This window comes from Leptospira sarikeiensis (assembly GCF_004769615.1).
GTDB classification, from domain to species: Bacteria; Spirochaetota; Leptospiria; order Leptospirales; family Leptospiraceae; genus Leptospira_B; species Leptospira_B sarikeiensis.
This window is the reverse complement of record NZ_RQGF01000030.1, coordinates 39084-63802: the sequence shown is the minus strand read 5'-3', so window position 1 is coordinate 63802 and position 24719 is coordinate 39084. Positions and strand designations below refer to the sequence as shown.

21 protein-coding genes are annotated in these 24719 nt (G+C 39.8%); 15 read left to right on the top strand and 6 right to left on the bottom strand.

The features are described 5' to 3' along the window. Nucleotides 1-17: 17 nt before the first annotated feature. The 3 genes from EHQ64_RS15300 to ispH form a co-directional block, all read right to left on the bottom strand. On the bottom strand, nt 18-1289 hold the full coding sequence (locus EHQ64_RS15300; protein ID WP_135650674.1) for a response regulator: 1272 nt from the start codon (nt 1287-1289) through the stop codon (nt 18-20). Next, nucleotides 1282-3354, bottom strand: a complete 2073-nt coding sequence (locus EHQ64_RS15295; RefSeq protein WP_135650673.1) for a PAS domain-containing sensor histidine kinase — start codon at nt 3352-3354, stop codon at nt 1282-1284. The genes EHQ64_RS15300 and EHQ64_RS15295 overlap by 8 nt, the downstream gene beginning before the upstream one ends. Nucleotides 3355-3570: 216 nt before the next feature. Next, nucleotides 3571-4509, bottom strand: a complete 939-nt coding sequence (ispH, locus tag EHQ64_RS15290; protein ID WP_135650672.1) for a 4-hydroxy-3-methylbut-2-enyl diphosphate reductase — start codon at nt 4507-4509, stop codon at nt 3571-3573. Nucleotides 4510-4901: 392 nt separating this feature from the next. Here ispH and EHQ64_RS15285 point away from each other — a divergent pair, with 392 nt between their 5' ends. Continuing rightward, entirely contained in the window at nt 4902-5750 is an 849-nt protein-coding gene (locus EHQ64_RS15285) for a flagellin N-terminal helical domain-containing protein (protein WP_010515586.1), read from the top strand. A gap of 421 nt (nt 5751-6171) precedes the next feature. Beyond that, on the top strand, nt 6172-7803 hold the full coding sequence (locus EHQ64_RS15280; RefSeq protein WP_135650671.1) for an ArnT family glycosyltransferase: 1632 nt from the start codon (nt 6172-6174) through the stop codon (nt 7801-7803). Between the two features lie 206 nt (nt 7804-8009). On the opposite strand, the gene EHQ64_RS15275 is transcribed toward EHQ64_RS15280, so the two are convergent. Continuing rightward, the gene (locus EHQ64_RS15275) at nt 8010-9032 is read right to left on the bottom strand and encodes a glycosyltransferase family 2 protein (RefSeq protein ID WP_135650670.1); all 1023 of its coding nucleotides are present in this window, start codon (nt 9030-9032) and stop codon (nt 8010-8012) included. A 175-nt stretch (nt 9033-9207) separates the two neighbouring features. On the opposite strand from EHQ64_RS15275, the gene EHQ64_RS15270 reads away from it, so the two are divergent. From EHQ64_RS15270 to EHQ64_RS15235, 8 genes are all read left to right on the top strand, one after another. Further along, the gene (locus EHQ64_RS15270; protein ID WP_135650669.1) at nt 9208-10299 is read left to right on the top strand and encodes a CehA/McbA family metallohydrolase domain-containing protein; all 1092 of its coding nucleotides are present in this window, start codon (nt 9208-9210) and stop codon (nt 10297-10299) included. A gap of 98 nt (nt 10300-10397) precedes the next feature. Continuing rightward, the gene (locus tag EHQ64_RS15265) at nt 10398-10817 is read left to right on the top strand and encodes a hypothetical protein (protein ID WP_135650668.1); all 420 of its coding nucleotides are present in this window, start codon (nt 10398-10400) and stop codon (nt 10815-10817) included. Nucleotides 10818-10852: 35 nt separating this feature from the next. Then, nucleotides 10853-12223 carry a TolC family protein gene (locus tag EHQ64_RS15260; protein WP_135650667.1) on the top strand — a complete coding sequence of 457 codons (1371 nt, stop codon included), beginning with the start codon at nt 10853-10855 and terminating at the stop codon, nt 12221-12223. 8 nt (nt 12224-12231) lie between these two features. After that, nucleotides 12232-12681 carry an LIC13259/LIC11441 family protein gene (locus EHQ64_RS15255; protein ID WP_135650666.1) on the top strand — a complete coding sequence of 150 codons (450 nt, stop codon included), beginning with the start codon at nt 12232-12234 and terminating at the stop codon, nt 12679-12681. Further along, the gene (locus EHQ64_RS15250; protein ID WP_135650665.1) at nt 12668-13738 is read left to right on the top strand and encodes a heavy metal-binding domain-containing protein; all 1071 of its coding nucleotides are present in this window, start codon (nt 12668-12670) and stop codon (nt 13736-13738) included. The genes EHQ64_RS15255 and EHQ64_RS15250 overlap by 14 nt, the downstream gene beginning before the upstream one ends. Before the next feature lie 11 nt (nt 13739-13749). Next, the gene (locus EHQ64_RS15245) at nt 13750-17157 is read left to right on the top strand and encodes an efflux RND transporter permease subunit (RefSeq protein ID WP_246048797.1); all 3408 of its coding nucleotides are present in this window, start codon (nt 13750-13752) and stop codon (nt 17155-17157) included. 15 nt (nt 17158-17172) lie between these two features. Continuing rightward, entirely contained in the window at nt 17173-17439 is a 267-nt protein-coding gene (gene bufA2, locus EHQ64_RS20410) for a BufA2 family periplasmic bufferin-type metallophore (protein WP_476737865.1), read from the top strand. Between the two features lie 115 nt (nt 17440-17554). Then, complete coding sequence (locus tag EHQ64_RS15235) at nt 17555-17863, top strand: hypothetical protein (protein ID WP_135650664.1); 309 nt, start codon at nt 17555-17557, stop codon at nt 17861-17863. A gap of 81 nt (nt 17864-17944) precedes the next feature. Here EHQ64_RS15235 and EHQ64_RS15230 read toward each other — a convergent pair whose 3' ends face one another. Then, on the bottom strand, nt 17945-18796 hold the full coding sequence (locus EHQ64_RS15230; protein WP_135650663.1) for a flagellin N-terminal helical domain-containing protein: 852 nt from the start codon (nt 18794-18796) through the stop codon (nt 17945-17947). A gap of 309 nt (nt 18797-19105) precedes the next feature. On the opposite strand from EHQ64_RS15230, the gene EHQ64_RS15225 reads away from it, so the two are divergent. Genes EHQ64_RS15225 through EHQ64_RS15215 form a run of 3 tightly spaced genes read left to right on the top strand, consistent with a single transcriptional unit; the run spans nt 19106 to nt 22178 of the window. Beyond that, the gene (locus tag EHQ64_RS15225) at nt 19106-19663 is read left to right on the top strand and encodes a cob(I)yrinic acid a,c-diamide adenosyltransferase (protein ID WP_135650662.1); all 558 of its coding nucleotides are present in this window, start codon (nt 19106-19108) and stop codon (nt 19661-19663) included. Further along, nucleotides 19636-20928 carry a peptide MFS transporter gene (locus EHQ64_RS15220; RefSeq protein ID WP_135650661.1) on the top strand — a complete coding sequence of 431 codons (1293 nt, stop codon included), beginning with the start codon at nt 19636-19638 and terminating at the stop codon, nt 20926-20928. The genes EHQ64_RS15225 and EHQ64_RS15220 overlap by 28 nt, the downstream gene beginning before the upstream one ends. Then, the gene (locus EHQ64_RS15215; RefSeq protein WP_135650660.1) at nt 20925-22178 is read left to right on the top strand and encodes a C40 family peptidase; all 1254 of its coding nucleotides are present in this window, start codon (nt 20925-20927) and stop codon (nt 22176-22178) included. Before EHQ64_RS15220 ends, EHQ64_RS15215 begins: the two co-directional genes overlap by 4 nt. 350 nt (nt 22179-22528) lie before the next feature. Here EHQ64_RS15215 and EHQ64_RS15210 read toward each other — a convergent pair whose 3' ends face one another. Next, nucleotides 22529-23143: an LON peptidase substrate-binding domain-containing protein gene (locus tag EHQ64_RS15210; protein WP_135650659.1), complete on the bottom strand. Its 615-nt coding sequence runs from the start codon at nt 23141-23143 to the stop codon at nt 22529-22531. Nucleotides 23144-23205: 62 nt separating this feature from the next. On the opposite strand from EHQ64_RS15210, the gene rfaE1 reads away from it, so the two are divergent. After that, complete coding sequence (gene rfaE1 / locus EHQ64_RS15205; protein WP_135650658.1) at nt 23206-24216, top strand: D-glycero-beta-D-manno-heptose-7-phosphate kinase; 1011 nt, start codon at nt 23206-23208, stop codon at nt 24214-24216. Next, a complete protein-coding gene (gene rfaE2, locus EHQ64_RS15200) occupies nt 24213-24707 on the top strand; it encodes a D-glycero-beta-D-manno-heptose 1-phosphate adenylyltransferase (RefSeq protein WP_135650657.1) in 495 nt (164 codons plus the stop codon). The genes rfaE1 and rfaE2 overlap by 4 nt, the downstream gene beginning before the upstream one ends. Nucleotides 24708-24719 lie beyond the last annotated feature (12 nt).

Genomic DNA, 24719 nt, shown 5'->3' with positions numbered 1-24719 from the left:
AATTCCTTCTTTTGCGATCATTGGATCGGCAATAATAACTCGCTCATCACACAGAGACGGACCTGATCCCCAGTATGATCCTTCGCATTATGAATGAAGAATAGACCGTTATGCTTCCTTAAGATCTGATCCACAGCGGTAAGCCCTAGGCCTAATCCGAACTTTTCTAAATGGGATACACTTTCCACCGGCGGATGAATGCGAAAGAAAGGTTGTAAAACAAGACTTTCGTATTTTTCTTCCACACCTCCATACGGCTTTTCATCTACGATGTTTTTGACTACTATGCAGAAATACCCTTGGTTGATGCTTGTGAATAACTCTAGAGAAGTTTTCGGTGCACAATATTTGAATGCGTTTAGGATCACTTCTTCCAGAGCGAGAATGAAAAGATCCAATTCTATATCTAGATCTACTTCCTTTTTGAGAGAAGGCGGGAAGATCTTTAAAGCTTTACGATCTAAATAAGGTTGGATAAATTCACAGGAAGCTTTGGCTCTCTCAACCAACTCGGAAGCTTTTATCTTTCTTTTATCCAATCCTCTATTGATGATCTCTAATAATTGAGTAAGTCCTTTTAGTAAATTCTTGGTAATCTCTTGGTTTTCGAAAACCAGATCCATTATATCCTTTTTTAAGATATAATTATCACCTTCTAATTTCATTTCAGCCTTGATCATGTCCAGAAGGCTAATGATCGCACCGATACCCGAACCTTGAGATAGGGAAGTTTGGAGAGAATGGATCGAGGATTTTTCCCAAGACTCGTCTGCGGATTTTCTTCTGGTTTCCTTATAAGTAAGCCATTCCAATTGATTTCTAAGTTTTAAACTTTCAGCTTCTAATATTGCGGCTTCCTTTGCTTTTAAAAAGCGGTAATCTACTGCCTTGCTTAAAGCTTTATGGAATTGTTCCGGGATAATCGGTTTTAGAATATAATCGAATACTCCCAGTTTCATCACTTCGATTACAGTGTCAGTCGAATCGATCGCGGTTTGCACGAGTACGGTTGCGTCAGGTTGGAATTCCTTCAACCTTTGGATGAAAGTTGGACCATCCATTACCGGCATTAACAAATCAACTATGTAAAAGGAATATCGGTTTGCCTTGGCCATCTCCAAGGCTTCTTCTCCATTGGAAGCTGACTCATACTGGATCCCGAATTCGTCACAAAGTGCTTCAAGCATCAATGTGTTCTCTAATTTGTCTTCAACCAGGAGGATAGGATCTCTCACTACGCTCTTTCTCTCCTGTTTATTTTTAAGAGCTTGATTCGTTACATTATTCATGAATTTGGTCTGCCAATTCTTCCAATACTAGTTTTAGCTCATCCAATGAGATCGGATGAGCTAGGGTAAAATCGAATTTTAGATTTTCTTGTTCTGCTTGTTTGTGTTCTTCGGGCAAAATCAGTATAGACTTCCAGGTATCTGAAAGTTTGTTTTCTGATGGAGAGATCTTGTCCTTAAAAAGGATTACTTTTTTTCTCTGAACTGAGTCCTGAAATACCAGTTCCTGATTTTGTTTTTTAAAAAACTTAGACAATAGCTCTTCGTTCTTTTTATTAGAAAGTTCTAATTGGATCGTACATTTATTTTTAAGGACTTCAGGATATGCACCGGAGTAGGGTTTTCTTTGTTTGGTTTGTTTGAATTCTTGTTCTATAACGGGAAATTTAAGAATGAAGGTTGTCCCCATCCCGACCTGGCTTTTTACGCTAATAGAACCTCCATGAGCTTCCAATAATTTCCGGACAATAGAGAGTCCGAGCCCTGTTCCTTCGGTCTCTTTTGATCTTGAATTTCTTACCTGATAAAATGCATCGAATATCTTTCTTTGTTCCTGTTCCGGAATTCCGATCCCTGTATCCGAAATTTCTACGATCCAATCTTTCTCTTCTCTTCTCGTTGAAAGATAGATAGAGCCTTGTTCCGTAGTAAACTTTACCGCGTTCCCGACAAGATTTAGGAAAATTTGGCGAATCCGTTTCGGATCTCCCGATATCATCGCGATCCGATCCTCAGGTTCATCCCAAACCAAATGGATCCTTTTCCTGATAAGTTCAGGTTCCAAAAATTCGGCAACCTGTTCCAATTCCTTTCTTAGATCCATATCCGAGAAGTAGAAGGACGATTTGCCGGCGTTTAATTTAGAAAGTTCTAATATATCATTAATTAAGCCTAATAGATGTAAGCCTGATTTATGGATCAGATCCAGATATCTTCTATCATTCGAATCTTCATCTTCAGTCTTTATCAGCTTAGAAAGGCCAATGATCGCATTTAGGGGAGTCCTAAGTTCATGGCTCATATTCGCGAGGAAGTCGCTTTTTGCGGTACTCGCTGCCTCTGCTTTTTCTTTTTGAACGGAAAGTTCTTTGGTCCTTTTAATTACAGTCTCTTCTAGATTTTCCTTATGAACTTTCAATTCTTCTAAAATAGATTTTCTTTCTAAATAAAATCCGATCAGATCCGCAAATGTCCTAAATGTGTATTGTTCTTCAGGTCCTGATTCGTGTTCGAAAAATTCCATTCCAAGGAATCCGAACCATTCCCCTGAGATCCGAAGAGGAAAAAAGAATAATGTGTCGGATCTCCTTCCTTGGCAGAATGATCTTTCGGATTCAGGTAGGTCTCCGGTCTTAAATTCTACGATCTCGTTCTTTAGAAGGAATTGTTTCCAACGGATAAACTTAGTTTGTAAGGAGATTTCAGGGTTTGTCTCCATGAGAGTAGCGCTAGAGAATGGACTTTTGATCTCTGCTTGGAGAGCAAGAACATCAGGATTTGCCGTTCTTTTATATAAATAAATCCTTTCGGCCTCGATGAAGACCAGAAAATGTTCGATTGCTCTTTCTATCGTAAAACTTTCGTGGGTTGTGTTTAGAAGTATTTGAGAAGCCGCGGTAAGTCCCATTTCGGATCTGAGCCTTTTTGCTGCGAGTTCTTCTCTTTGGATCTTTTCTGTGATATCTCTTTGAATAGATAATATATTCGTAATATTTCCGTTTTGATCCCTTACTGGGGCTACGGTCCATTCCGAATAATATTTTGTACCGTCTTTCTTATAATTTATGGTAGAAGAGGAGTAGGAGCTCCCACGTAGCAGGCAACTTTTAAGATTTTGTAATATTCTTTTGTCTGTTTCCTCTCCGAATAGAATTTTTGGTGAGTTTCCTATTAGTTCGGAATTCGTGTAACCGGTTAAACTACAAAGCGCAGGATTCGCGAAAACAATGGAAGGGCCTCCCTCGTTTAGAACTGCGTCTGTAACAAGAATCGCGTCAGAAGTTTGGGAAACGATAATTTTGAAAAGTTCGGTTTCTGTGTCGAACCTGAGATCTTCCCCTACCATACAGGCCAGAAAATTTAAGCGAAAATAAACTTAATTCAACCATTTTAGCGAAAATTTTCACAAAAATGACGCATTCTAAGGCAAATCGACTTTTTAAGAAATTATAACAAATTATAAAAACGAAGATAACGAATTTAAGATGAAGAACACGCCCTTTAAGGGATAAATAATTTCCAGATCTGGCCAGATTGGGACATAAGAGTCCTGTCGAAGTTACTACATTAGCAAATTGGAAGGTAATTTGAAACTCATGGAGTCTTCTCTCGAATCCGGAAATAGGTCCAGAACCGCATTCGGATAAAATTTCAAGAGTTGAGATATGATCTCGTCTACGAGTATCTGAGGAGTAGAAGCCCCCGCTGTGATCCCGAGAGTGTAAATTTCGGAACGATCTATATAATCTTTACTTAATTCTTCCAAGGAACTCACTTTGAATGAGGAAGGTTTGGATTTTTGGGCCAATTGGAGTAAACGAAGTGAATTGGAGCTATTATCCGCTCCGATTACCATCATTGCATCAATCGCTTCCATCATGGTAGAGACCGCTTCTTGTCTTTCGGTTGTAGCGTAACAAATATCGTCTTTGGCAGGATGTTCCACACTCGGGAATAATTCCGCAATCCTTTCCACAACTAGTTTTGTGTCTGCAATGGATAAGGTAGTCTGCATAAGATAAGTGATCGGTCTTGTTGTATCCAATTTTCCGACCAGTTTTTGGACATCTTCCGGAGATTCGACTAGGAACATCTCCGCTTCCCCCATAGTGCCGATCGCTTCATCATGGCCTTGGTGACCAATATAAATAATTTGGTGAGAATCTTTGTATCTGCGTGCTTTTCTGTGAACTCGGGTAACCAGAGGGCAGGTTGCGTCTCCGATCTTCATGTTCCTACTTTTTGCTTCTTCAACCACTTCCGGAGAAACACCGTGTGCGGAAAAGATTACGGTGGAACCGTCCGGTGCTTCATTTAGCTCGTTTATGAACTTGATCCCTCTTTTTTTCATGTCTTCTACGACACGGCGGTTATGTACGATCTCTTTTCGTACATAGATCTGTTCCTGGGAACTGGATTGAACCTGTTCCACATAAGAAATTGCGTATTTTACTCCGGCACAGAAACCACGGGGATTCGCGAGATAGATTTTTTCGAGCATCTTTACTTTCAGACTGTTCCAGGTCCGAAATCAGGCAAGTACTTTCGTATAGAATTCCCGCGCCAGAGATGCGAAGGGCGCTTAGTCCAGGCCGCGAAAACTAAATAAAATCGTTTTAGTAACTATAAATTCAAGCCGCGGCATGGATGAGGACGAAGTCCGAACCCGAAGCAGCTCGGTTTTCGCGCGCATAGCGCGAAAAGGCGCCCAAAACATTCAGAAGCGACATAGACTCTATTTGTAGGAAGAGTTCTTTTATCTATTTTCGGACAAAAAAAGTATCTCTTCCATTTTCCAAATCTTCCCGATTTTCATGGGGAAGAGGTCAAGGAAGACCTCTAGGAAAATCAACTCTTCTCTTTTGAGAAGATTCGGATTCAAGGAGGAACCGAATGATTATTAACCACAATATCAGTGCCATCTTCGCTCACAGAACTTTGAAGTTCAATAGCGAAAGCATGAACAAAGACATCGAAAAGTTGTCTTCCGGTATGCGTATTAACCGTGCAGGTGATGACGCTTCCGGTTTGGCCGTGTCCGAAAAAATGAGAACACAGGTCGGAGGTTTGCGCAGGGCGGAACAAAACACTGAAGACGGTATGTCTTTGATCCAAACGGCAGAAGGGTATCTTCAAGAAACTCATGAAGTCGTTCAAAGGATCCGCGTGCTTGCTGTGCAGGCTGCGAACGGTATCTACACCGAAGAAGACCGTCAACAAATACAAGTAGAGGTTTCCCAGTTGGTCGACGAGATCGACAGGATTGCTTCTCAGGCCGAGTTCAACAAGATGAAACTCCTTACCGGAGCTTTCGCTCGTTTGAATCCGACCGCAAGTATGTGGTTCCATATGGGTGCTAACATGCACCAAAGAGAGAGAGTGTATATCGAAACGATGAACACTGCGGCTCTGGGATTAAGAAACCCGACCGTTCTGACTTTCATCTCTCTTTCTACGGCGGGAAAAGCGAACTCCGTAATCGGACTTGCTGACGATGCTCTTAGATTAATTTCTAAACAAAGAGCTGACTTGGGAGCTTATTACAACCGTCTGGAACATGCTGCTAAAGGTCTCATGAATGCTTATGAGAACATCCAAGCGGCTGAATCTAGAATTCGTGATACTGATATGGCTGAGCAAATGACCAGCTTTACCAGATATCAAATTCTGACTCAAGCTGCTACTGCGATGCTCGCTCAAGCGAACATGAAACCGCAAACCGTGCTCCAGCTTCTGAAGTAATTCAGTAAGCTTAAGCCTGCCGGTTTGATCAGTATGTGATGCCGGCAGGGGAGCAGGACGCCAGTGAATGTTGGTTCTTTCGACGGGACCACGGATTTATATTTATTATAAATCGCCGTACGACTCTGAAGCCTAACTTCTCGTAAGCGAAAGTTAGGCTTTTTTTTGCCTTCTTTGTATAAGATGAAATCGCAAGTTTCGTGCCATTCGAATGAAAGACAGAGTTGTAAATCATACACTATGCCCGCAAGCTTCGCGGTATGCGAATAAATAGCATCGCAAGATCCGGACCAAGCCGGAATTTTTATCCGATTTGTAACTGAACAACAATCCTGATTTTTACTTTTAGAATGCAGATGTGCATTTGTTTCTTTTTTTGGAATGGGGAAGTGATCCTTTCCAAGGAAGATTTTGTTTGTTGATGCGAAATTGGTTTTTACCTCTAACTATTCTAGTTTATCTGGGCTTATTACTTTTTGGCTTAGGAAGTTTTTCTCTTATCGATTGGGATGAGAATATCTATGGGGCCGCTTCTAAGTCTATGCTGGAAACAGGAGAATATTTCCGGATCCAAGTCAATGGACAAGCTTTCAGCGAAAAACCTCCTTTCTATTTTTGGCTCGCAAATCTTTTTTATAAAATTTTCGGATTATCCGAATTCTCTACAAGGCTTCCTTCCGTTTTAAGCGGGATTCTTTCCTTCTTCGTTTTAGTTCGAGTCGGAACTTTATTACATGGCAGGACTTTTGGTTTTGTTTGGGCGGGGTTGTATTCTTCCTCTCTTTTACCTTTGCTTCTTTCCAGGACCGCTTATATAGATCATTTGTTTAATACGTTCATTCTGATCTGTGTTGTTTCCTTATATTTTTATGAAACAAAGGAGAAGGAAGATTTTAAGACCAGAATTCTTTGGTTAGTCTCTGCGGCGCTTTTTGGAGGGATTGCTGTTTTGACTAAGGGTCCTTTGGGTCTTGCAATCCCAGGTTTTATTTTTATTTCAAATCGAGTCCTGGAGAAAAACTTTAAGGTCCGAATTCCGGATTTTACTATTTTCGGGATAGTCGCTCTTGCGGTCTTAAGTTTTTATTATCTAACAAATTTTCTTTTATATGGAAATGAATTTATCACTCAGTTCTTTGATTTCCAGAAGAAACTTTTGACAAAGTCTTTGGAATCCCATACAGGGCCCTGGTTCTATCATTTTATAGTAATGTTTATTGGATTTTTTCCTTGGACCGTTCTTTTGTTCCCAGGTTTTAAGAATTGGAGAATATTTACCGATCCAAAAATTTTCAAGATCACTAAGTATTTTCTAATTTGGCTTGGAACAGTTCTTCTGATCTTCTCTGTTGTTCAGACAAAACTTCCTCATTATTCTTCATCGATCTATATTCCTTTGTCTTTTTTTGCATCTTATTTGATCTTAGAGAAGGGTGAAATTTTAAGATCGGATCTATTCTCGTTTTCTTTTCTGTTCTTGGGTGTGATCGTCGGTCTTATATTTATATTTTTACCGGAGATTATCAGATCCTCAGCTTCCTCAATGGGAGTTGCGGAAGAAGTTCTGCCTTCGTTCACTTTTTCGGATCGCTTATCTGGGATTCTATTAGTCATAGGAATTTTTACCGGATTTTTAGGATTACGTTTTCTAAAAGAAAAGAAGGAAGAGACGAGGAATTCGTTTCTAATCGCCATATGGGCAACCTTGCTTATTTTTGTAGGAACTCTATCTTCTACAGTTACCCCTAAGATCATTTCTTATCTGCAAGACGGGAATCTTCGCCTGTATGATAGAGCGGAGAAGTCCGGAACTAATATCGTATTCTATAAATATCTTTCGTTTTATCCTATGTTTTATAGAGAGAAGAAGATCCATATTATCGGAAGTTATAAATTCCAGGATGAATCAGGACTTTTTGATTCCGATGAAAAACTCTCTATTATTTGCAATCGCAATAGCGTGTTAGAGTTAATTTTGACTTATCCCAAAAGAGAATTTAAAGAAGTTTCTGTAGAAAGCGGGATCTTACTTTTGGAATCTGCTCCGAAGTAAAAGTTATGTTGCGGAATTCAGAATCCACATTCCGTCACTCCAAGTCGAAGATTTGGGTTGTTGAAATTGGGATTCTGTGATTTAAGCGTGTAAGCGCTCGCCCACGGGCCACTCCCCACCACCCGAACTTGGGCGGGGGTTTTTTCGAAAATATACTCGATTAACGTTTTATCCGCAATCTTTCAGGATATGGATCACTGTGCTTTTTACTTAAGTGCGATCTCGCTTTCAATGAACCTCTGAGAAGAAGAGGTGGCTGAGATCTTTTGTCTTTGAGACGAAGCTTCTATTCCATATCGAATTAAACTCAGTTCAAAATTCGTTCTTTGGATCTTGGAAACAGTATGTAGCACAAGTCCGATCGCAATCTGGATCCAAGAAAAAAGCATAAGGCCTACTGCGAGAACAGCTAAAGGCACATGGTATACATATTTATACAAAATATAATCCGAAACAGGAAAACAACCGGCTACCAAAGAAAGAATTCCGGAAATCAAAGAGAAAAATCCGAAAAAATGCATCGGTTTATAATCTTTAAAGATCCATAATATGTTTTGAACCACTTTAAAGCCATCTTTGATGGTATTTAATTTGGAAAAACTTCCTGCAGGTCTGTCCTTATATGGAACGGAAACTTCTCCGAGCCTAAATCTTTTATCGAGGGCGTGGAGAGTCATCTCTATCTCCAATTCGAAACCGGAAGAAAGTACGGGATAATTTTTTACAAACCTTCTGGAAAATATTCTGTATCCGCTCATCGGATCCTTTAGCTTACTTGCGAAAAGAAAATTGATTAATGTAAGTACGAGCTTATTCCCGGTGGAATGGAATCTTCTTTTATTCTCTCTTCCATAATCTCCTTCACTCAATCTATCTCCTACTAACATATCCAAGTCCTTCTCCTTTAACTCATGTAATAGAGAATGGATTTGAGAAGCTGGATAGGTGAGATCCGCGTCGCACATGATATAAATTTCCGCATCTATTTTCGAAAATGCAGTTCGAATCGCGTTTGCCTTTCCTTGTCTTGGTTCGAAAATAACCTCTCCTCGAATTGAATGTTCCAACAGAGTATTTTTGGAAATCTGAGATGTATTATCTTTGGAATTATTATCTACGATTACGAAAAACGCATGGGGGATCTCTTTATAGAACTCCAAGATCGTTTTTTCAATAGTCAATTCTTCATTATAAGCGGGAAGAATGAGGGCAAGAGGATATGTTTTCATCTAATTGGAATTCACTAAGAAGAACCCTTAAGAATCATTCCGAATTCTGATTTGTTCTGTTACATATCCATGAATCCTTGAGGGGATGAAATCGGAAATCGTATACAAGTTGTAACAATCCATTTCTGGAATTCTAGTTTTCCCTGTGCGCCAGGTTTTTGTACTAGCGATTAGTATGAAACGGAAGCGTATATTCTTCTTAGCCTTGGCAGCTTTTGGAATTCTCGCCCTAGGGAATCTGATCACCTGGGCATTTCTTCGCGAGGAAACTTCCTTCAAAGCCGCGGAGATCGATTGGGAAAAATATTCGAATCCGTATAAAAGAAACACGAAACTTACACTTCAAAAAACCGGTATCCATTTACATACAAATCGAACTTGGTTCACTCCAGGAAGAAACACTCCGGAAGAAATAGAAACCGTATATGCATCGAACGGTTATAAAATTTTGGGATTTACCGATTATGAAAGAATTACCAGCCCAAATTCCCCCAAACTTGCGCAAGTCAAAGGATTTGAGTGGGGAACAAATCTAAGAAAAAGACATCTTAGTGTTTTAGGTCTGGAAGAAGCCTCATACGATTTTTTCCCTTTGTATGCGGATCCTAAAAATTTACAGTGGGTCATCAATAGAATTAGATCTAAGAGCGGATTTGTAATCGTAAATCATCCTCTACTAAACGATTCATTTCCGTTGGAATTATTATCAGAATTAAAAGATTATAATGCAGTAGAAGTATTGAGCCCATTCGGAGATATTCCGAAGTTTTGGGATAAACTTTTGAGTAAGAAAAAACCGTCTTTCTGTATGGCAGCAGATGACTTACATTATCTTCCGAGAGAAGAATATTTAAGGGTTAGAACTTCCGGAATTCCAAATTGGAGAGATCTAAGTTCCGAGATCTATAAGCAAGAGGGGGAATCTTTAATGAGATATCTTCTCGTAAATACAGACAGTTTAGACGAATCGGAAATACTCAGGTCCTTACAGGAAGGAAATTATCTTTGTGTTCGTAAAATGGAAAGAAGTTTAGAAGAACCTAAACTTGGACCAATCGGCCTGAATTCTGAAAATCAAGTTTATTTCGATTTTGAGGATACTCCGATCACTGTGGATTTTATAGGTCCGAATTCTGAAATTTTATCCCATACTTCCTATCAGAAAAAAGGGACTTATCAACTTCGTCCCACGGATGCGTATATAAGAGTGCAGGCAGTTTTTCCAACTGCAATTGTCTTAAGTAATCCTTTCTTCCAAAAACCTTGAGTAGGCAAGCTCTAGGAACTCCTACAGTGAATCCCTCAGACTGAACTTCCTTTTTTTCTTGACTTTTATAGAATTTCTCCAGTCAGATAGAGTAATACATGGGTTCTGGTTCTAAAAAGACGATCGGCGCAGTCCTCGCATTTGGATTTATCCTTCAAATCCTATGTGTTTCTGTATATAGCCTGACAGGAAATTGTCCTGTTAAGATGTCTTATTCTGAAAACCAAGAGAAGAAAGAAAATCTTCCTCCTTGTCATAAGACCCAAAATTCCAGCAAAGAAAAAGAATCCTCTTCTAACGAATGTTGCCCCAAGGATAAAAGTGTAGCATCCGTAGATCTTACTAAAATCCTAGATTGGGAAAGGATCCTTTTGCAAAAAGTCTTTCTTTCTCTTTTAATTACAGAATTCAGTTCTCCGGAAATCGTTTCAGAAAATGTGATCCTGAATTCCTCTTACATAATTTTACCTTCCGACCAATCTTTTAGCTTAAGCACACTACAAGTATTCCTGATCTAAGTTTTCTATTTTCTCTTTAAAATTTCGGAGGAAATATGAGTAGGAAACTTATACTCTTAGCATTTATTTATAGCTATATCACAACAGCTGCATACGCAGAAAAGAAAAGTCTAGAAGAAGTTTTAGACGTTCTAGTAAAAGAACATCCAGAATCCAAATCTTTGGCTGGATTATCCCAGGCGCATAAATCACATTCAGAAGGAACCGGTATCCTTCCGGATCCTAAAATAGGATTCGCATTTCGAAATTATCCCACCAGGGGAGGTTACTCTACTTCGGACCGAGCCCTAGATACACCTACAATGACTGGGATAGAATTATCCGTTTCCCAAGAATTTCCTTTTCCAGGAAAATTAAGTACGGAGAAGAGGATCTCAAAACTTATGCAAACAGAAGCGAACTTTGCCTATGTTTCTGGAGTGAACCGGATCCTTGCAGACTTTTTCTCAAAATTAAACAAATATAAATCTTCTGAGAAAAAGAAAACGATCAACGAAAGAGTTTTAACTATTCTGGGTGCACAAAAATCGATCAGCGAAAACTCCTACTCGTTCGGAGAGAATACTTTATCTGGGATTTTAAAGGCTACAGTAGCAAAAACAGAAGCGATCGAAAAAGAAACCGAATACAATACTCAATTGAAAGATCTAAAAGCTCAATTGGAATACTATCAAATCGGAGATAAAATTTCATTCTCTGATCTATATTCAGTCGATCTGGATTCATTCTTGGACAAAAAGAGCGAAGAGTTAGAAAGTCTTGTCTCTACTCAACCATCTATCGTGGAAGATTCTCCAGAATATAAGATCCAAAAAGAAGAAGAAAAGCGCTTAAAAGAAGAAGCGAAACTTACTAAGTATTCTCTTGCTCCTCAAACAGAAGTGTTTTTCTCCTACATGAAACGAAGATCCCAGACTTTCGCATTAGATCAAGGCCCATTGAACTATGGACTTATGGATACAACGGAATATAGAGGAGATCTGTTCAGTTTTGGAATGAATATGAGAGTTCCAGTCTGGTCGGCACTGAAATGGGATTCGATCACTGGCGAGAAGGAACATTTAGCAGAAGTAGGGAAGGATTCTTCAGAAAAAACAAGGATCCAAATGCTCTCCGAATTGAATCGAAATCTATCTTATATAAAAGGTGTTTCCAATCAAATCAAACTAGTGGAAAAAAGACTGATCCCCGAATTGGAAAAAGCTGCAAGAGCAAGTTCATTTCAATATGCTTCCGGAAAAACAAATGTGCAAGACACACTTCTTGCTCAAGCGGAGATCTTAAACACAAAAATCCGTTTGGAAGATCTAAAAGAACGTAAAAACGAATCCATACTCAATGCATTGAAACTTTTGAGTACAATTTATAAGGATCCGGAAACTCCAAGACACGATAAACATAATTGAGGAACAACATGAAATATATCTATTCTATCTTTATTATTCTTTTCGCTTTCACACTTGAAATCCAAGCGCATGAAGGAAAGGAAACGTATGTATTGAAAGAAGTAGCAAAGATCCATCTTTCCATATTTGAAGAGAAGTCTGGCATACTAGATACAAAATCTTTGATAGCGAACTTGAGATCAGAAGCAGATCATAAAAAGAATACCGAATACTTTAAGAAAGCATTACCAATTGCGGAAGAACTTGGAAAAACCAATGACCTAGCAAAGAAGCGAGAATTATTCGAAGCTCTAAGCAATCAACTTGAACCTATTCTCGGCCACCATGACAAATCCGGAGTTTCTTTATTCTATTGCCCAATGTTAAAAAAGAAATGGTTGGCATTTGGAAAGAATATCCGGAATCCATATGATCCTAAGATGAAAGATTGCGGGGAGATCCGTTATGAAGCCAAGTGATCTATCTCCCAAAGATCTTTTCAAAAGAATTTCGAAACTTTTAGTCCTCTTATTTCTGATCGGATATATTTCAAACTGCTCTTCTAAAAAAGACATATACTATTGCCCGATGCATCCGACTTATACGTCGGATCGTCCCGGCACCTGTCCGATCTGCAATATGGATCTAGTTAAAAGGGAAAACCATCCGGATCATAACTCCTCTAATATAAAAGCCCCGAACATTCAAAAAGAAGATCATTCCGAACATTCGTCAGAGAAAATGGATGATCGAGATGATAAAGAACTCTCTGTATCTTTTGAAAAACAACAGTCGATCGGGATCAAAACGGAACTTGTTGAAAGAAAAAATTTGATCAAAAAAATAAGCGCTTACTCAAGTGTTGCCTATGACCCAGAGTTATATAGTGCTCTAAGTGAATATAAAGAAGCCGTCCGAACCTCTGAATTTTTCTCAGCTTCCGTTTTAAATAATCTTCAATTAAGATTAAGACAATTAGGACTTAGTCCGGAGCAGATCCGAGTTTGGACCTCGGGTGCAAGAGATCCTTCCGAATTAGTATTGGGAGGCAAATCAGGAAGGGCACATATCTATTCCCAAATTTATGAATCCGATTTTACTTCCGCAAAAGTTGGACTTCCGATCCGATTCAAAACGGATGCGTATCCTGATAAGGAATTTGTGGGAAAAATCAAAAGTATTGATGTGATACTGGATAAGAATAATAGAACCTTAAGACTGAGAAGCGAAGTATCAGATCCGAAACAACTATTAAAACCCCAAATGTTCGGAGACGCGATTTTAGAAGTTTCTCTTCCGAATACTTTGGCAATTCCTAATTCAGCAATATTAGACACAGGGAAACAAAAGATCGCGTATGTACAGACTGCTCCAGATAAGTTCAAAGCAGTCTCCATTCAAACGGGAAGAAATATAGATTCATGGACGGAAATTTTGTCCGGACTAAAAGAAGAAGAAAGAGTAGTCACTGAATCGACCTTTCTCATCGACTCTGAAGCCAAGATCCGTTTTGGGTCCAATTCTCACCCACATTAAGGAAAGATTATATGATAGAAAAGATCATACGTTTTTCGGCTGAGAATAAATTTTTAGTCCTTCTGATCACTTTTTGCATTCTGATCGCCTCATATGTTTCTATGAAAACGATCCCATTGGATGCAATCCCAGATCTTTCTGACACACAAGTGATCATTTATTCTCGATGGGATAGAAGCCCGGACATTATGGAAGACCAGGTGACCTATCCGATCATCACTTCTCTTTTGGGCGCACCTAAAATTAAGGTGGTCCGAGGTTTTTCAGATTTCGGATTTTCCTATGTATATGTGATCTTCCAAGACGGAACTGATATCTATTGGGCAAGATCCAGAGTTCTGGAATATCTTTCTAGGATCCAATCATCGCTTCCAACTGGTGTAAAAACGGAATTGGGACCGGACGCGAGTGCCGTGGGTTGGGTTTATCAATATGCGCTTATAGATACTTCCGGAAACAATTCACTTTCGGATCTTAGGACTTATCAAGATTTTCACTTAAGGTACTTACTCAATGCGGTTCCTGGTGTGTCCGAAATTGCTGGGATCGGAGGTTTTAAAAAACAATATCAAATCACGATCCATCCAAATGCATTAAGATCCTACAATGTCGATTTCGAAACAGTGATCCAAAGGGTCAGAGAAAGTAACCAAGAAACCGGTGGAAGACTATTAGAGATCTCCGGAGCCGAATATATGGTGAGAGGAAGAGGATATCTTTCCTCTTTAGCGGATATAGAGAATATTCCTTTGTCAACGGACACGAACGGAACTCCGATCCTTTTGAAAAACGTAGCATCCGTTCAATTCGGACCGGATATAAGACGAGGGATCGCAGATTTAGATGGTGAAGGGGATATTGTAGCAGGCACCGTCGTGATGAGGCACGGAGAAAATGCACTCACAGTAATAGACCGTGTAAAAACAAAGCTGGAAGAGATCAAAAAAAATCTTCCGAACGGAGCCGAACTCATCACGACCTATGATAGATCTGAACTTATAGAACATGCGATCAGCAATCTAAAATTCAAACTGATCGAAGAAATGATCATCGTATCTATCGTGATACTCATATTTCTCTGGCATTTTCCATCCGCGATCATCCCAATATTGACGATCCCAATTTCCGTGATCATGGCTTTCATTCCGATGAACTTACTGGATATCAACGCGAATATCATGTCCTTAGCAGGTATGGCGATCTCCATCGGAGTGTTAGTAGATGGGGCAATAGTAGAAGTTGAAAATGCATATAAAAAATTAGAAGAATGGGAAGCAGGAGGAAGGATCGGAGACTACCATTCAGTAAGATTAGAAGCATTATTGGAAGTGGGCCCTTCCGTATTCTTTTCTCTTATAGTGATCGCTGTCGCATTCTTTCCGATTTTCACTTTGGTAGATCAAGAAGGAAGACTCTTCCGTCCTCTAGCATATTCTAAAAATATTGCGATGGCTGTGGCGGCATTTTTAGCAATTAGTCTGGATCCGGCAGTAAGGATGTTATTCACAAGAATGGAACCTTTCCGTTTTAAAAATGTGACCCTATCTAAACTGGCCACCACATTACTTGTAGGAAAATATTACCCGGAAGAAAAACATCCTGTAAGTAAGATATTATTCAAATTATATGAACCGGCATGTCGTTACGTATTACACAAACCTAAAACGATAATAACTTCCGCATTCGTATTGGTTGCTCTTACGATCCCTGTGTATTTCAGCCTCGGTTCTGAATTTATGCCCCAATTATATGAGGAATCCTTTTTGTATATGCCTACGACCTTACCCGGGATCTCAGTCGCAGAAGCTGAAAAACTCATGATCTCTATGGATAAAAGGCTCAAATCATTTCCGGAAGTGAAGAGAGTTTTCGGAAAAGCGGGACGTTCGGATACTGCAACTGATTCCGCTCCATTCTCCATGATGGAAACTGTGATATTACTAAAACCACAGGATGAATGGAGAAAGGCAGACAGATTTTATTCCAATTGGCCCAGGATCTTTCAATACCCTTTTCTACCTTTTATATCTGAGCGGGTGACTAAAGATGAATTGATCCAAAAAATGAACGAACAGATGCAATTTCCCGGAGCGACCAACGCTTGGACCATGCCGATCAAGACTAGGATCGATATGTTAAGCACGGGAATGAGAACACCGATCGGGATAAAGATCCTAGGTTCTTCTTTAGAGGAAATAGAATCCATCGGGATCAAGATTGAAACGCTTCTAAAGACTGAAAAAAATGTACGCAGCGTTTTTGCAGAAAGAACTGCTGGGGGATATTTTTTAGATCTTAATTTAAGAAGGGAAAAACTAGCTAGATACAATATCTCCGTCGAAACCGCAGAACAGATCATAGTAGCCGCAATAGGTGGGGAACCGATTACACAAACGATAGAGGGTAGGGAAAGATTCTCCGTTAATCTACGTTATCCGAGAGAACTTAGAGATTCATTAGAGAAAATAAAAACGATCTTAGTTCCTACAAAGGAATTCGGACATATTCCAATTTCAGAGATCGCGGATATAGGAACAAAAACCGGACCTTCCATGATCAGGGATGAGAACGGGTTTCTGGCAGGTTATGTTTATGTGGATCCTTCTACTTCCGATATTGGAGGTTTTGTGGATCATGCAAAGAAGAAAGTTTCCGAGAATATACAACTTCCTCCAGGATATTCGATCGTTTGGAGCGGGCAGTATGAAAATATGATCCGAGTTAGAGAAAGAATGGCCTATATTCTACCTTTGACCGTATTCATCATTTTCCTGTTACTCTATTTTAATACCAAATCCTACGCTAAAACTCTGATCGTTTTACTCGCAGTTCCTTTTTCACTCGTTGGAGCGATCGGTTTACTTTATATTCTAGACTATCAGATCTCAGTCGCAGTTTGGGTCGGAATGATCGCTCTTATGGGACTCGATGCGGAAACTGGAGTATTCATGCTTCTCTATCTGGATCTTTCCTATGCAGATGCTGCAAAAAAGGGAAGGCTCAAGACAAAGGAAGAATTAATAGAAGCGATCATCCATGGCGCTGTGCATAGAGTTCGTCCTAAAATTATGACTGTCTTAGCTGCAATGATGGGACTTCTCCCGATCATGTGGTCCAGTGGGACCGGTTCAGATGTAATGAAACGGATCGCAGCTCCGATGGTAGGAGGATTATTGACCAGTTTTATTCTGGAACTTTTAGTATATCCTCCTATTTACATGCTCTGGAAAGAAGGAAATTTCGGGATTGTTACGAAATTTCTAGAAAGTATCCAAAAACGAGTTTTCTCTGAAGAAAAACCTTTCCTTGGAAATTCAGGAAATATAACTTTATATTCCGGTTCCAGAGAGATGATCATAGAATTCCAGGATCCGGATCCAAAAACTTCCCAGAAGAAGAAAAGATCGAAATCAAAATAATATTATAAGGATTGAATGATGAACAACACTACTAAAAAAATAATCATTGGCGCTGCACTGTCCGGATTGTTTTTATCTGGAGAAGTATTTTCCGAAAAGCAGGACACTTCCGCAGAAAACACAAAAGGGGAATGCCACGGGATCAATTCCTGCAAAGGAAAAAGTGACTGCCACACCCAAGGAAACTCTTGCTCAGGCCAGAACTCCTGCAAAGGGAAGGGGTGGATCTCCTTAACGAAAAAAGAATGCGATGCAAAAAAAGGAACCTTTAAAAAGTCCTAAAGAAGCCTGATTAAAATCATTTCGCATTTTATAAAATGTTAAAATAATTCCAGAAATTTAATATTGACTAATTTTAAAGAGCACCGTAGAATAACGGGCCAAAATAGGAGTACGTATGAAAAAAACTTTAGCAACAATCCTCTTCTCCCTAATCCTAGCAGGAAATGTTTCCGCATTTACCGAGCTGGATAATCTATTGATCGCGGAAGCAACTACACCAGATCTTAAAAAGATTGCAAAAGACTATTTCGGGAAAAAAGCCAAAGATCATAAAGAATTGGCTGAGAAATATAAGTCCTTAGCATCTCAATCTCATGGTGGTAAGGCGACTAGCGATGCTGCTGAAAAAGAAAAATACAAAAAATTAGCAGACCATGCAGAAAAGGAAGCTGCCGCTTACAAAGCACAGGCTGAAAAATACTAAAAAAACGAAGCTTGTTCGACTCTAATAAAAAACCCGTCCTCTCGGACGGGTTCTATCGGATCCTAAAAAGGTTTTTTTAGATTAACCGAATCTTTCATTCAAAAGTTTAACTACCTGCTCAGGTCTCATGTTTGCTTGTGCAAGCATTGCAACCCCACTTTTCGTTAAAATCTGATTTTTTGTATAGTCCACGATATGTTCTGCCATATCCGCGTCCCTTACTCGGCTTTCTGCAGAAACCATATTGATATAGTTTGACTGCAGACCTTCTGCTGTAATTTCCAAACGGTTATAATAAGCTCCTAAATCGGATCTTTGTTTATTCACCTTTTGGATCGCGTTATCCAGAATACCGATCATCGCATTAGAAGAAGCGGGAGTAGACAAAGTCTGCTTTTTCCCATTCGTTTCTAACTGAAGAGCGCCTGCATTCATAGCATCTACGAAAATTTCCAGCTTCTCGTTCTGATTCGGTCCAACATGCAACTGGATCGGATTTTTAGAATCCTTAGAATAGGCTCCGCTCAATGGACGAATTTTATTGAACTCGGCGGATTTACCCAATCTGTCCACTTCTTCGATGAGCTGATCTACTTCCAGTTGAACGAGTTTACGATCATCGTCCGAGTAAATCCCGTTGGAAGTTTGGATGGAGAGTTCTCTTAATCTTTGGAGAATATTATTCACCTGTTCCAGATTCCCTTCGGTCACCTGGATAAAGGAAACTCCATCCATTACGTTTCTTTCTGCTTGGGCAAGACCACGAATTTGAGTACGCATCCTTTCAGAAACTGCGAAACCCAAAGCATCATCACCGGCTCGATTGATCCTCATTCCGGTTGATAATTTTTCGGTAGTTTTGTCCAGCTCGTGGTTAACTGTCTTCAGTACATTATTTGCACGAAGAGCGCTGATGTTGTGATTGATAATCATCAACAACCTCCCTGTAGCTAGAGTTCGGATCCGTCCGAACTATAAGGCCGGGCTTTTAGGAGGGGAGAACCTCCCGGGCAACCCGGATTTCCACTGCGAATTTCACTCCCTTTTTTTGATGGGGAGATTTTTTTTATGATTTTTCCTAAAGACTAAAGCCGAGGTCGACGATAATCCAAAAGGGGGAAAATCTGTCCTCATTCTACCATTTACTTTAGCCATTTCGCAACTTTTTTTCCCTGAAAATCGCTTTTCTGGAAGGAAAATTCGGAAGTTTTTCGAATTCTGTCCCCTAAATTCAGGCTATTTATGAAAATTTATACCAAAAAAGGAGACGGCGGAAGCACGTCTTTGGCTTCCGGAGGAAGAGTCTCCAAATCCGACAAGAGAGTTGAACTGTATGGAACGGCAGATGAACTCAACTCCAGCATTGGAGTCGCAATTTCTTTTCTAAGTGAAACTTCAAAATTAAAAAAATCATTAGAAAGGATCCAAAACTTACTCTTCGAACTTGGTTCGGAGCTTGCAGGTTATAAGAAGAAAGATGATTCATCCTGTATCCTAGAAGAAGATATTTCAGAATTAGAAAAAGAGATCGATCTTTGGCAGGAATCACTTCTTCCTTTGAAAAATTTCATATTACCTGGAGGATCTTCCTCTTCTTCTTTTCTACATGTTGCAAGAACTCAGGCCAGAAGACTGGAAAGAGATCTTGTTCGTTATAAGGAAGAAGGGCATGAAGTCTTTGCGGAAAATCTTCGTTTCTTAAACAGGTTGTCCGATCATCTATTCGTAGCTGCCAGATACGCAAATTTTGAATCTAATATTCCGGAACCAGAATGGAAATCCAGAGCCAAAGGTCAATAAGTCACCCAAAAGGTCTATACGTTCTCTTCTTCGTAGAAATGTGGGAGAGATTTTCTTTTTATGGAATGAGAGCACTTCTTGTTCTATTCTTAACGAAAGAACTTTTAATGCCGGATGCAAAAGCAGGGAGAATATACGGTTTTTATAATGGATTCGTATATTTGACCCCGATCATCGGCGGTCTTTTAGCCGATAAGTTTTTAGGTTATAAACGTTCCATTTTTCTGGGCGGGACTCTAATGATGTTCGGGCATCTTTCTTTGGCATTTAATGGGCTTGAAGCTTTTTATTTGGGGCTCGGACTTCTAATCGCAGGAAACGGTTTTTTCAAACCTTGCATTTCCACAGTTGTAGGAAGAATTTACGAATTGGAAGGTAAACCTGAGCTAAAAGATTCAGGTTTTACTATATTCTACTTTGGGATTAACTTAGGAGCGATCTTAGGCACCTGGGCCTGTGCAAATCTTGCAGAATATAAGGGCTGGCATTATGGATTCGGAATTGCGGCAGTTGGAATGCTCATCGGTCTTATCATCTTTGGATTTTTGGGAAGAAGAGTAAATTCTCAAGCATTCTTAGCGAAAGGAAATGAATCTAATTCCGGATCGGAAGTAGAAGACCCGAAACAAAATAGAGAAAGAATTTTTGCGATCCTTGTTTTCTCAGCGGTTACGATTACATTCTGGGCTTCTTACGAGCAGATCGGTTCTTCCTTAAGTTTGATCATAGATAGGTACGTAGACAGAAATATTTTAGGCTGGGAAATTCCTGCTGCGAATTACCAATCTCTCAATCCACTCTTTGTGGTAAGTCTTGCACTCGTGGTTTCTTGGATCTGGAAAAAATTCGAAGAGTCGGGGAAACATATTTCCACAGTAACTAAGTTCTGTTTAGGACTGATCATTTTAGGATTAGGTTATCTTCTTCTTTCCATAGTAACTTTCGGATCTGCAGAAAAATTCTCTTCTATTTGGATCATTCTCTCTATTTTACTCTTAACTATCGGAGAATTATTTTTATCTCCAGTAGGTCTATCCTTAGTAACAAAGCTTGCTCCCGTAAAAGTCGCATCCATGATGATGGGATTTTGGTTCTTAGCGAACTTTTTCGCACATATTTTAGCAGGAGAATTGACGCAGTTCATGGGAGGAAGAGAATCCTTATCCGGATTTTTTTTGATCTTCTTCTTTCTTCCTACAATTACAGCAGCCTGTCTTTTTCTGTTCCGTAATAAATTAGAATCTTGGATGCATGGTGTAAAATGAGAGTTCGGATCTTAGTAGTTAACCTTCTTCTTTTATTCAACTTTTCTATATTTGCAGATCCTTTCGAAGACTTATTAAAATCGGATTGGGACAGGGGGCAGACCTTACTCATCAAAAATACTGTTTTTCAAAAATTGGGAAAAAGAGCAGAAAGTAAGGAAGTTTTAAAGATCACTAAAAATGTGATCCCTTGGGCAATTTTGGAAGGTTCTAGTCCGGAAAAAACTGCAGAACTCATTGTCAATCTGGACTTTGCGGTAAAGGAAGGCCTGACTTTCGAAGAGGCGGAAGACGCAATTCCTGTTAGCTCCAAACGTGAACTGTCCAAGGAAGACTTCAGCTATATCGGTTTATATTTTAAAGAAACCAAAAAAGCAGGGATCAGAGAAGAAGTCCGAAACCGTTTTGTGGAAGCTGCCATGGAAAAAAAATGGGATGGTTTTTCTGTACTTGCAGGAGGAAGAGCTCTTGTTGCAGGAAAGTTAGTCGACTTTCCGGAGAATCGTCTCGCTTCCAAAATTCTTTCTCAATTCCCAACAAAAGGTAGAAGTATTCCTTTTGCGAAGACGGAAACAGCATTTAAATCCGTTTTAGATTCCAAAATGGATGGTGCCTCGGCGATTCTTCTTTCTAATTTAAAAAAACTGCATGAAGGGGAGAAGGTCAGTTCTTCACAAAAATTCGCATCCGCTCGAGCGGTCGAAACCTCTTTGGAAGAAGTAGGTGGGATCGTGATTGGAGATCGTCCTAGAATTGAACCTTTGCCGGATCCTCCCTTAGTCCCAAATCTTCCCGAGCCGGGAGAAACAATTGAACCGGAACCTTCTAAAAAAGAAGGTTGGGAAACATTATCTTCCACCGTTCTTCAAAAAGTAGCAAAGGAATGGGTAGGAACTCCTTATAAATGGGCCAATGCCGCAAAAACCGGAACTGATTGTTCAGGTTTTACATTTAGAGTTTTAACGGACGGTCGTATCGGCGTTCCGGAAAAAATGGTGTCTCGTGCTTCGAGTGCTCAGACTAAGATGGGAACCGGAGTGAATCATAATGAAATGAGATCAGGAGATCTGATCTTCTTCTCAGCATCTCCAAACCAATCCAAAGTCACTCATGTAGGAATGGTCTTAAATGGAGAAGAATTCGCTCATGCATCTTCCACTAGAGGCGTTGTCATAGACAAGATCCGAATGAAATGGTGGCTGGACCGATTCGTATTATCCCGCAGAGTATTTAAAAAAGTTGTGAATTAATATTGGTTCGCACGGAGCACACAGAGATCACTGAGAAGGGACTGGTCGCTAGAGTGTTTTGCGAAGCAAAATGTATCGCACGCAAAGCGTCACGAAGTTAGGTCGTACTAGTAAAAAATTTCTGTATTCTGTTCCTTCGATACGATTCTCACTTCGTTCGAATCACTCAGGGACAAACTACTGTTTTTCCTAAAAATTCTCTGTGATCTCCGTGAACTCTGTGCGAAATCATTTTTTTGTTTCACGCTGAGAGCACAGAGGACACAGAGTTTTTCTAAAAGAATTTCAATAAAACCCTTCTTGACTTCGCGGCTTTGCGCCTCTGCGTGAAAACTCTAAGAAAAATAGATCTATTCTCCTAAATTCATTTCTTCTACGATGCCGACGAGTAGCTGAGCTTTGAGGACTTGGTCTCGGCTGGAAAGGATTTCCTGTTTTTTCTGAAAGTTGAAATTGAGGATAGAAGAGATAAAGTCTACCGGAAATGGATGAGACCATAGATCGTTCATTCTAAGAATGAGTTCTTCTTTTGCGCCTTCTGAAAGTAGGATCCTTTTGGTGAGATATAAGATACGATCGAATGTTTCTACAAAAAGTTTGTCTTCCATATATTTGGAATCCGGTTCTATCTTCTCAACGATCCCGATCCGAAAAGGTTCCATCGCATCATAAGATTCTAATTTTGCGATCCCTTTCCCTTCCAAAAGAATATTCGATCTTCCGTCAGGCAGAGGATCTCTTCGCACAATACTTCCCCAACCGAAAACCGTCTCAATTTCCGGATGAGGGTTTTTTAGATTATTCGGCTCCATTTTGATAGGAGCGATCGCCATTTCCTCTCCGGACTCGGAACAATAATCTAACATCATCCTATATCTCGGTTCGAAAATATGAAGAGGAAGAAAAGTCCCAGGAAATAGAATGACCTCAGGAAGAGGAAAGATCGGAATTGTAGTTCTTGACACCTAAGATTTATCCTAACCTTTTGAAGGGAAAACGCAAATAAAATAGTAAGACCGGTTTAAAATTGTACTACTTAGATAAAAAGCGATATTTAGAAGCTGCCTCCAAATTAAAAACTACTAAAATTATAGTCATCGGAGATCTCATCTTAGATGAGTATTTGATCGGAGAAGTAAACCGAATTTCTCCAGAGGCACCTGTTCCGGTAGTATGGGTACGAAATGAAAAAACCACTTTGGGCGGAGCTGGAAACGTAGTAAAAAATTTATCTCGTTTAGGTGTTCAGTCCTTTGTTCTCGGAAGAGCCGGAAACGATCCTGCTGCAAAAACTCTAGACGATCTTCTTTCTACCGAAAACACGAGCTCTTCTAAAAACACAATTATCCGTTCCGAAAAAGTTCCTACCATTCTGAAAACCAGAGTGATCGCCGGTCATCAGCAAGTTTGTCGTATCGATAGAGAAGAGACCTTTCCTCTTTCGGATGCAGAAGAACAAGAATTATTGGAAAGTTTTTCTAAGATCATACAGGAGGCAGACGCGGTCGTACTTTCAGATTATGATAAGGGAACTTTGACAGCGAGCCTTATCCGAAAGACAATCGATATTGCCGTACAACATAAAAAGATCGTAACAGTGGATCCTCAGGTTTCACATTTTTTCCAATATGAAAAAGCTACCGTAATGACCCCGAACCATCACGAGGCGGGAAAGGCTCTCGGTAAAAAATTAGAAACGGATTCAGAGGTGGAAGAGGCGGCAAAGAAGATCGCCGGTGATCTTCATTCTCCTTCCATGATGATCACTCGTGGAGAAAAGGGAATGAGCTTATACATTTCCTCCGAATCCAAAACATTCCATATTCCAACCGTTGCAAAAGAAGTATTCGATGTTACTGGAGCGGGTGACACTGTAATTTCAGTTTATACTTCCTTCTTGGCGGCAGGTTTAGGAGAATTAGAATCTGCAATCGTTTCGAATGCAGCAGCAGGAGTTGTAGTAGGAAAACTTGGAGCAGAGACAGTTTCCTTAGAAGAACTTTTAGAAGCATTGGAAAAGAAGGCAGTTTTTAAGTGAATCCATCCTTCGATGCCTGTGTGGAGAAAATTATTCCGTTTCACGAAGCGGCAAAAATTTCAGAACAGATCCGCAAACAAAAGAAGATCGTTTTTACGAACGGTGTATTCGACCTAATTCATAAAGGACATTTGACTTATCTTTCTCAGGCAAGAGATCTGGGAGATTGTCTTTGGATCGGGATCAATTCGGATTCTTCCGTAAAAAGACTGAAAGGCCCTGAGCGTCCGGTAAATCCGGAAGAGGATCGGGCTCTTCTTCTTTCCTGTCTTTCCTTTGTAGATTATATCAGTGTGTTTACAGAAGACACTCCTTTAGAGCTCATCTCTCGTGTTGCGCCTCATATTCACGTAAAAGGGGGAGATTACGATCTAGAAGCTCTTCCTGAGACTCCACTCGTTCGTAAATTAGGTGGAGAAGTTCGAATCCTGCCATTTGTTCCAGGATTTTCCAGCACAGATCTCATCCGGAGAATTCGTCAAAAACCATAAAAGCCGACTCAT

Bases quoted from the DNA above. Each gene is read 5' to 3' on its own strand.
- EHQ64_RS15300 (WP_135650674.1), bottom strand. From the start codon at position 1,289: ATGAATAATGTAACGAATCAAGCTCTTAAAAATAAACAGGAGAGAAAG.
- EHQ64_RS15295 (WP_135650673.1), bottom strand. From the start codon at position 3,354: ATGGTAGGGGAAGATCTCAGGTTCGACACAGAAACCGAACTTTTCAAA.
- ispH (WP_135650672.1), bottom strand. From the start codon at position 4,509: ATGCTCGAAAAAATCTATCTCGCGAATCCCCGTGGTTTCTGTGCCGGA.
- EHQ64_RS15285 (WP_010515586.1), top strand. From the start codon at position 4,902: ATGATTATTAACCACAATATCAGTGCCATCTTCGCTCACAGAACTTTG.
- EHQ64_RS15280 (WP_135650671.1), top strand. From the start codon at position 6,172: ATGCGAAATTGGTTTTTACCTCTAACTATTCTAGTTTATCTGGGCTTA.
- EHQ64_RS15275 (WP_135650670.1), bottom strand. From the start codon at position 9,032: ATGAAAACATATCCTCTTGCCCTCATTCTTCCCGCTTATAATGAAGAA.
- EHQ64_RS15270 (WP_135650669.1), top strand. From the start codon at position 9,208: ATGAAACGGAAGCGTATATTCTTCTTAGCCTTGGCAGCTTTTGGAATT.
- EHQ64_RS15265 (WP_135650668.1), top strand. From the start codon at position 10,398: ATGGGTTCTGGTTCTAAAAAGACGATCGGCGCAGTCCTCGCATTTGGA.
- EHQ64_RS15260 (WP_135650667.1), top strand. From the start codon at position 10,853: ATGAGTAGGAAACTTATACTCTTAGCATTTATTTATAGCTATATCACA.
- EHQ64_RS15255 (WP_135650666.1), top strand. From the start codon at position 12,232: ATGAAATATATCTATTCTATCTTTATTATTCTTTTCGCTTTCACACTT.
- EHQ64_RS15250 (WP_135650665.1), top strand. From the start codon at position 12,668: ATGAAGCCAAGTGATCTATCTCCCAAAGATCTTTTCAAAAGAATTTCG.
- EHQ64_RS15245 (WP_246048797.1), top strand. From the start codon at position 13,750: ATGATAGAAAAGATCATACGTTTTTCGGCTGAGAATAAATTTTTAGTC.
- bufA2 (WP_476737865.1), top strand. From the start codon at position 17,173: ATGATGAACAACACTACTAAAAAAATAATCATTGGCGCTGCACTGTCC.
- EHQ64_RS15235 (WP_135650664.1), top strand. From the start codon at position 17,555: ATGAAAAAAACTTTAGCAACAATCCTCTTCTCCCTAATCCTAGCAGGA.
- EHQ64_RS15230 (WP_135650663.1), bottom strand. From the start codon at position 18,796: ATGATTATCAATCACAACATCAGCGCTCTTCGTGCAAATAATGTACTG.
- EHQ64_RS15225 (WP_135650662.1), top strand. From the start codon at position 19,106: ATGAAAATTTATACCAAAAAAGGAGACGGCGGAAGCACGTCTTTGGCT.
- EHQ64_RS15220 (WP_135650661.1), top strand. From the start codon at position 19,636: ATGGAAATCCAGAGCCAAAGGTCAATAAGTCACCCAAAAGGTCTATAC.
- EHQ64_RS15215 (WP_135650660.1), top strand. From the start codon at position 20,925: ATGAGAGTTCGGATCTTAGTAGTTAACCTTCTTCTTTTATTCAACTTT.